Raw genomic sequence first — 5818 nt, forward strand, 5'->3', positions numbered from 1 at the left:
ACAAACGGCTCGAAGAACGCCCACTCCTCGTCGCTCATCATGTCCCGAATCAAAGCCGCCTCCCTGAGAAAGCAACGTTGAATCACCGAAAGCCGGGACTGGGAATCTTATTTGTCAACAGGACCTAGCACACAGATCGGACCTATGGAGTTGTTAAACATTCTCGAACAGCTCGTAAGTCGGCCCGACGCGTCGGCTACCTCCGTTCTCCAAAGGAGGTCGCCCTTTCACGGCGAAAACAGGGGTTCATTCCCCTTGGGTGCTCCAACGAAATCAAGTGCTTAGCTTATTTAGGTCGATCGTCTCACAGAGCTGTCTCACACAAAGAAATTTTGTTGCCGCTCCTTGTGAAGCGAGCGCCCGCTATTGCATGGGGTCCGCCCAGGTGTGCGCCGCTCTATCATCAAACCTCAAAGCTTTTCGTAAAGCCGACCATTTTCCCGCAAGCCTCGTCGGAACTTTTGTCTGTTTCGTATATTGCGCATGTTGCGTTTGTTGCGAATATCGCATATTGATAGGTTCCATCGAAGCATCATCATGACCATGCCAGCTCGCGCCCAAGAGCTTGGCGGCCGACTGCCTTCTCCCAAAGATAAGGCGGCTGCTAACCAATTGCGTCAAATACTCGCTACGCAAGCCGCTGGCGACGCGAAGCTGCGCGTGCTGGATGAAGAGAACAAAGAGCCGTTTGAAGTTACGCTTACGCCGGCGCTATCCAGCTTAATGATGGAATTGCTACGGCATATTGGTAGCGGCGACGCCGTGACGCTTGTTCCAGTCAGTCAGATGCTTACGACACAACAGGCGGCCGACCTTCTGAATGTCTCTCGTCCTTTTCTTATATCTCTCCGCGACAAAGGCGAGATTGAGCATACCAAGGTTGGGCGCCATCGTAGAATTAAAGCTGAGAATTTGTTCGCTTATAAGCGGACCCGAGATGCGAAGCGAAGCGATGCGCTTTCTGATCTTGCCGAACTGGACGCGGAGTATTTCTAAGCCTTGTTCGCCAATCGCTTCACCGCGTTTGTAGATGCTTGCGTTCTCGCATCTCCGCTAAAACGAAACCTCTTGCTGACGCTGGTGGAGGCGGAATTCTTCCGCGTCCGCTGGTCCGCGCAGGTGCTGACCGGAACTCAGAACGCGATCGAAAAAATGCTGACTGAAAAACGCGCGGAAGATGCGTCTCAAAGCGCAGCACGTGCTCGGAAGGCTATGGAAGACGCGTTCGAAGAGGCCATGGTAAACGACTTCGACAATTCCTGTGCGTTGGCGACGGCTTTCCCGATCCCGGCGACGCTCATGTCATTGCGGCGGCGCTGAAGACGCAAGCCGCCATGATCGTGACAGAAAACCTGAAAGACTTTCCTCATGAGTTGCTGGCGTCCTTGAACATCGAGGCGCGCTCTTCCGACGCTTTCATCGCGGACACGATCGCTCTGGACGCCGGTCGCGCCGTAGCAGCAATCCGAAGGATGCGAGAGCGGTTCAAGAGGCCTGAAAAGACGGCTGAGGTTGTGTTATTGGATATGGAAGCTATCGGACTATTGGAAACCGCAGACATACTCAGACCGCATGTTCGATCGCTTTAGCCTGTGATCGCACTGGTTGGCGACGGCGCGTCCCGGCAGTGGCCAGAGGCGAGCGCCAGGTGAGCCTGGCAATAAGGCGACGGGGTCGCGTGACAGTTCCGCATCCAAGCCGGGACGTCCCGATAGACACGCTGAAAAGCATCGAGAAGCAGTCCGGTCTCAAATTGAGGTAGCCAGTGCGCCAGTATATCGCCCTCATCCATAAGGACGCTGACAGCGACTATGGCGTCTCGTTTCCCGATCTGCCGGGCTGCATTACAGTGGGCCGCGATCTCGACGAAGCCAGGGCCATGGCCCACGAGGCGCTGGACCTTCATGTGGAAGGGCTCGCCGAGGATGGCGAAGCCGTTCCCGAACCGTCCTCACTGGAAGAGGTCATGGCTGATCATGACAACCGGAGCGGCGTCGCAATCCTCGTATCCGCTCCCCGCGCAGCGACGCGGGCTGTCAGGGTCAATATTACGATCCCCGAGGATGTGCTCGGCGAGATCGACCGGCATGCCGAGCGTGAAGGGATGACCCGATCTGGATTCCTCGTGAAGGCAGCGAAGCAGGCTATCCGAGAGGAAGCCTGATTCGGCTGCTATCCGGTGTTCAAAGGCTGCGCCGTCGTAGCGGGAAGCGAGGGGCAAGCGATCGCCTGAAAGAGGCCCAGGCGTTTGAATCGACCTTATTTTCGGCTGCGGTTCGACTCAGGCGATAATGTCCGGCGTCAACTGGTCCTCTATGAAGGCCACGCGGTCGCGCAAGGACAGCTTGCGTTTCTTGAGGCGCTGAATCTGCAGCTGATCCACCGTCCCGAGATGAAGAAGCGCGTCGATGGCGGCATCGAGATCGCGATGCTCCTGACGCAAATGCTCAAGCTCGGCCTGCAACGGGGCGCGTTCGCCGTCGCTTAGCTTATCCGGCATATTTTTTCAAAACCTTAGGGCGTGACTATCGGCGGCTCCAGCGAACCCGGCGCGGACCGGAGCCAAGTCGATTTGGAGCCGGGTCGATTTGGGGCATTGCGCATACTGGCGTCAATGGGTCTTTTGCGCGCCTGTCGCGTTCGTCCGGCCCTTGAAAAACGAAAAGGCGCCATAAAAAGCGTCACGGCCTCGTCACGAAATTTTCGCCAGGCCCTTCGCGAAATCGAAATCCTGTGGCACACTGACCCCATGCGAAGACTTCAACAAGGAGTTCTGCATGTCCCTCGAAAATCATTTGACTGCTTTGGAACAGCGCCATGACGCGCTCGACCGTGAGATCGAAAAATCGTTGATGCACCCCGCAATTGACGAGTTGAAACTTGCTGAACTTAAACGCCGTAAGCTGCAGCTCAAAGATGAGATTGCGAAGCTTCGAGGCGAGCCAGCCTTCTCCACGATACATTAAGCTTTCCCATCGCAGATTAGTTCGTGCCCTGATCAAGAGGTGAACGGGAAAGGGGCGCGCGTCTTGTTCGGCCGGCGCCGCCGGGCGATGTTTGCTGCGCTCTTTCCTGCTGTTATCTTGCTCCGGGGCAAATAATCCTGCGCTGGCGGCTTGGTTGCCGTCGTTTTGCTCGCGCTCGCAGGCGCGCGCCTCACGATATGGGGCGGACTCATAGGCCCGGGACCGGTTCGGGCCGGTCGGCTTTGCCAGACGGGACTTCAAAGGGCTGCGATTGCCCGCAGACGGCCGCCCCGAATTTAGCGAAACGGCTCTTGGCGGGAGCCGTCAAAATCGGCTATGAAGGCGACGCCGCGCGGTCAAGCCCGTGGCAAGAGCCCGTGAGCGCGTTTGGATTTACTGCGCACGCGCCCACAGCTCAGCGTGGCGGCCTTTTGCATGTCGATTTCGGCGTCGAACTGAAGAGGTTTAAGACAGCGAGGTTTTTGATCGACGTTGACAGGACGCGTTGCAGCCCCTTTGCAACCACCTCGGCGGAAACTCCGGCGAAGGCGCCGAAGGCCATCAGGTGGTCGGCGAACTCGGATCGGCTTTAGCTGCGTCCGAGAATTGTCGACCGGCGTAATCAGCGAAGAGGTTCCCCGTTTCACGCACCCGTAGCTCAGCTGGATAGAGCGCTACCCTCCGAAGGTAGAGGCCGCACGTTCGAATCGTGCCGGGTGCGCCATTTCCCTATCATGGGACAAGAATCCCGCTAAAATATTGAAAGGCATAGCCAAAGCAGCGGTTCTAAACCCCTCTTTGCGCCGGGCGAAGCCTATCAGTTCGACTGGAGCCATGAGATCGTCCTGATCGGGGGCGTCACGTCGACGGTGAAGGTCGCCCATGTCCGGCTCTGCCACAGCCGAATGTTCTTTGTACGCGCCTATCCACGCGGGACGCAGGAGATGGTGTTCGACGCCCATGACCGAGCGTTCGCGTTCTTCAAAGGCGCGTGCGCGCGTGGCGTCTACGACAACATGAAGACCGCGGTCGAGACTGTCTTCGTCGGAAAGGACCGCACCTACAATCGCCGATTCCCGCAAATGTGCGGGCATTATCTTGTCGAGCCAGTCGCCTGCACGCCGGCGTCAGGTTGGGAGAAAGGTCAGGTCGAGAATCAAGTTGGTCTCGTGAGGGAGCGCTTCTTCACGCTCCGGCTTCGGATGGAGAGCTACGACGAGATGAACGCCTGGCTGCTCGACAAGTGCGTCGCCTACGCCAAGCTTCATAAGCACCCGGAGCTTGTCGATAAAACCGTTTGGCAGGTTTTTGAGGATGAGCGACCGAAATTGGTTCCTGTTCCCGGCCGCTTCGATGGTTTTCAGGCGACGCCAGCATCGGTCTCAAAAACCTGCCTGGTTCGTTTCGACGCCAATAAATACTCCGTCGCCGCCGGCGCTGTCGGTCGACCAGTGGAGATCAGGGCCTATGCCGATCGCATCGTCATTCGCCAGGATGGCGCGGTCGTCGCGGAGCATCCGCGCGTCTTTGGGCGCGGACAGACGACTTATAACCCCTGGCATTATGTGCCTGTTCTGGCGCGAAAACCCGGCGCATTGCGCAACGGGGCGCCGTTCAAGGATTGGGTGCTCCCAGCGGCGATCGAGCGCGTGCGGCGCAAATTACGCAGGTCCAGCGATGGCGATCGCCAAATGGTCGCCATTTTGTCCGCGGTTCTGAGCGACGGGTTCGAGCCCGTCGAAGCCGCCTGCGCGGAGGCGATCGAGAACGGCGTGTGCTCTGCGAGTGTGATCATCAACATTCTCGCCCGCAAGCGCGATCCTGCGCCGCCCATGACCGTCGTCACCCCGGACGCGCTGAAGTTGCGCCATGCCCCGGTCGCCGACTGCGCCCGCTACGACAGCCTGAGGAGGATCAACTGAATGGAACGCACCGAATTGTTCGACATCATGGGCGCGCTGAAGCTCTACGGCATGCGGGCTTCCTACGACGAGATCATGGCGACCGCCATCAAGCGCGAACACGAGCCGCCGCGCATTGTCGGCGACCTGCTCAAGGCCGAGATAAACGAAAAACAGGCTCGTTCGATCAAGTACCAGATCACCATCGCCAAGCTGCCCCTGGCGAAGGACGTCGACGACTTCGAGTTCGACGCCACGCCTATTAACGAGACGCTTGGACGCGATCTCGCCAGCGGCGGGTTCCTCGCCGAGCAGCGCAACATCGTGCTGATTGGCGGCACGGGGACCGGCAAAACCCATCTCGCCATCGCGATCGCCCGCGCTCTGATCCGTGGCTGCGCCCGCGGCCGATTCTACAATGTCGTCGATCTGGTCAACCGCCTGGAGACCGAGACCCGCGCCGGTCGCCAGGGCCGCATCGCCGATTACCTGACGCGCCTCGACTTCATCATCCTGGACGAACTCGGCTATCTGCCTTTCGCCCAGGCCAGCGGCCAGCTCCTCTTCCATCTGATCAGCAAGCTGTACGAGCGCACCTCCGTCATCGTCACCACCAATCTCGCTTTCGGCGAATGGCCGACCGTCTTCGGCGACGCCAAGATGACAACCGCGCTCCTCGACTGCCTCACGCACCATTGCGAGATCGTCGAGACCGGCAACGAAAGCTGGCGCTTCAAGAATCGACGCTGAGCCCACGTCCGCCCCGACTGCGCAAACCCGACCAGGTCCGTCGGGGCGAACGCTTCCAAAGAGGGGTCCCTTTTGGGCTCTGACGCACTCTTGGTGCAGCTGTCGATCAACATGCGCCGATAAGGCGGGCTTCGAGCAGATCGAGTTTTGCCCGTCCGTACATTTGGCGCTTCACGAGCTTCAGCTTTGTGATCTGGCCTT

At 58.7% G+C, this 5818-nt stretch carries 8 protein-coding genes, 1 tRNA gene and 1 pseudogene; 9 read left to right on the top strand and 1 reads right to left on the bottom strand.

Translation table 11 applies throughout. From position 1 onward, the window contains the following. The first annotated feature begins 537 nt into the window (after positions 1-537). From CR492_RS19985 to CR492_RS20000, 5 genes are read left to right on the top strand one after another with little or no spacing between them, the layout of a single operon-like run. On the top strand, positions 538-996 hold the full coding sequence (locus tag CR492_RS19985; protein WP_102845474.1) for a helix-turn-helix domain-containing protein: 459 nt from the start codon (positions 538-540) through the stop codon (positions 994-996). Positions 997-999: 3 nt separating this feature from the next. Continuing rightward, the gene (locus CR492_RS21275; RefSeq protein WP_245412191.1) at positions 1000-1320 is read left to right on the top strand and encodes a hypothetical protein; all 321 of its coding nucleotides are present in this window, start codon (positions 1000-1002) and stop codon (positions 1318-1320) included. Between the two features lie 14 nt (positions 1321-1334). Next, a complete protein-coding gene (locus tag CR492_RS21280) occupies positions 1335-1589 on the top strand; it encodes a hypothetical protein (RefSeq protein ID WP_245412192.1) in 255 nt (84 codons plus the stop codon). Between the two features lie 38 nt (positions 1590-1627). After that, positions 1628-1762, top strand: coding sequence for a type II toxin-antitoxin system HicA family toxin (locus CR492_RS21285; RefSeq protein WP_432431228.1), 135 nt, complete (start codon positions 1628-1630; stop codon positions 1760-1762). A gap of 3 nt (positions 1763-1765) precedes the next feature. Continuing rightward, positions 1766-2164: a type II toxin-antitoxin system HicB family antitoxin gene (locus CR492_RS20000; RefSeq protein WP_102845469.1), complete on the top strand. Its 399-nt coding sequence runs from the start codon at positions 1766-1768 to the stop codon at positions 2162-2164. A 117-nt stretch (positions 2165-2281) separates the two neighbouring features. Here CR492_RS20000 and CR492_RS20005 read toward each other — a convergent pair whose 3' ends face one another. Beyond that, complete coding sequence (locus CR492_RS20005; RefSeq protein WP_102845470.1) at positions 2282-2500, bottom strand: YdcH family protein; 219 nt, start codon at positions 2498-2500, stop codon at positions 2282-2284. 352 nt (positions 2501-2852) lie between these two features. On the opposite strand from CR492_RS20005, the gene CR492_RS21575 reads away from it, so the two are divergent. The 4 genes and pseudogenes from CR492_RS21575 (at position 2853) to istB (ending at position 5617) form a co-directional block, all read left to right on the top strand. Beyond that, on the top strand, positions 2853-2966 hold the full coding sequence (locus CR492_RS21575) for a YdcH family protein (protein WP_432431229.1): 114 nt from the start codon (positions 2853-2855) through the stop codon (positions 2964-2966). 647 nt (positions 2967-3613) lie between these two features. Next, positions 3614-3690: transfer RNA gene (locus tag CR492_RS20020), tRNA-Arg, on the top strand. Between the two features lie 73 nt (positions 3691-3763). Continuing rightward, a pseudogene (istA, locus tag CR492_RS20025) lies at positions 3764-4879 on the top strand (IS21 family transposase); the annotation flags it as partial. Between the two features lie 9 nt (positions 4880-4888). Beyond that, entirely contained in the window at positions 4889-5617 is a 729-nt protein-coding gene (istB, locus tag CR492_RS20030) for an IS21-like element helper ATPase IstB (protein WP_102845473.1), read from the top strand. Positions 5618-5818: the final 201 nt, after the last annotated feature.

Origin of the sequence: Methylocella silvestris (genome assembly GCF_002891535.1) — a bacterium.
Lineage (GTDB): Bacteria > Pseudomonadota > Alphaproteobacteria > Rhizobiales > Beijerinckiaceae > Methylocapsa > Methylocapsa silvestris_A.

Bases quoted from the DNA above. Each gene is read 5' to 3' on its own strand.
- CR492_RS19985 (WP_102845474.1), top strand. From the start codon at position 538: ATGACCATGCCAGCTCGCGCCCAAGAGCTTGGCGGCCGACTGCCTTCT.
- CR492_RS21280 (WP_245412192.1), top strand. From the start codon at position 1,335: ATGATCGTGACAGAAAACCTGAAAGACTTTCCTCATGAGTTGCTGGCG.
- CR492_RS20005 (WP_102845470.1), bottom strand. From the start codon at position 2,500: ATGCCGGATAAGCTAAGCGACGGCGAACGCGCCCCGTTGCAGGCCGAG.
- CR492_RS21575 (WP_432431229.1), top strand. From the start codon at position 2,853: ATGCACCCCGCAATTGACGAGTTGAAACTTGCTGAACTTAAACGCCGT.
- istB (WP_102845473.1), top strand. From the start codon at position 4,889: ATGGAACGCACCGAATTGTTCGACATCATGGGCGCGCTGAAGCTCTAC.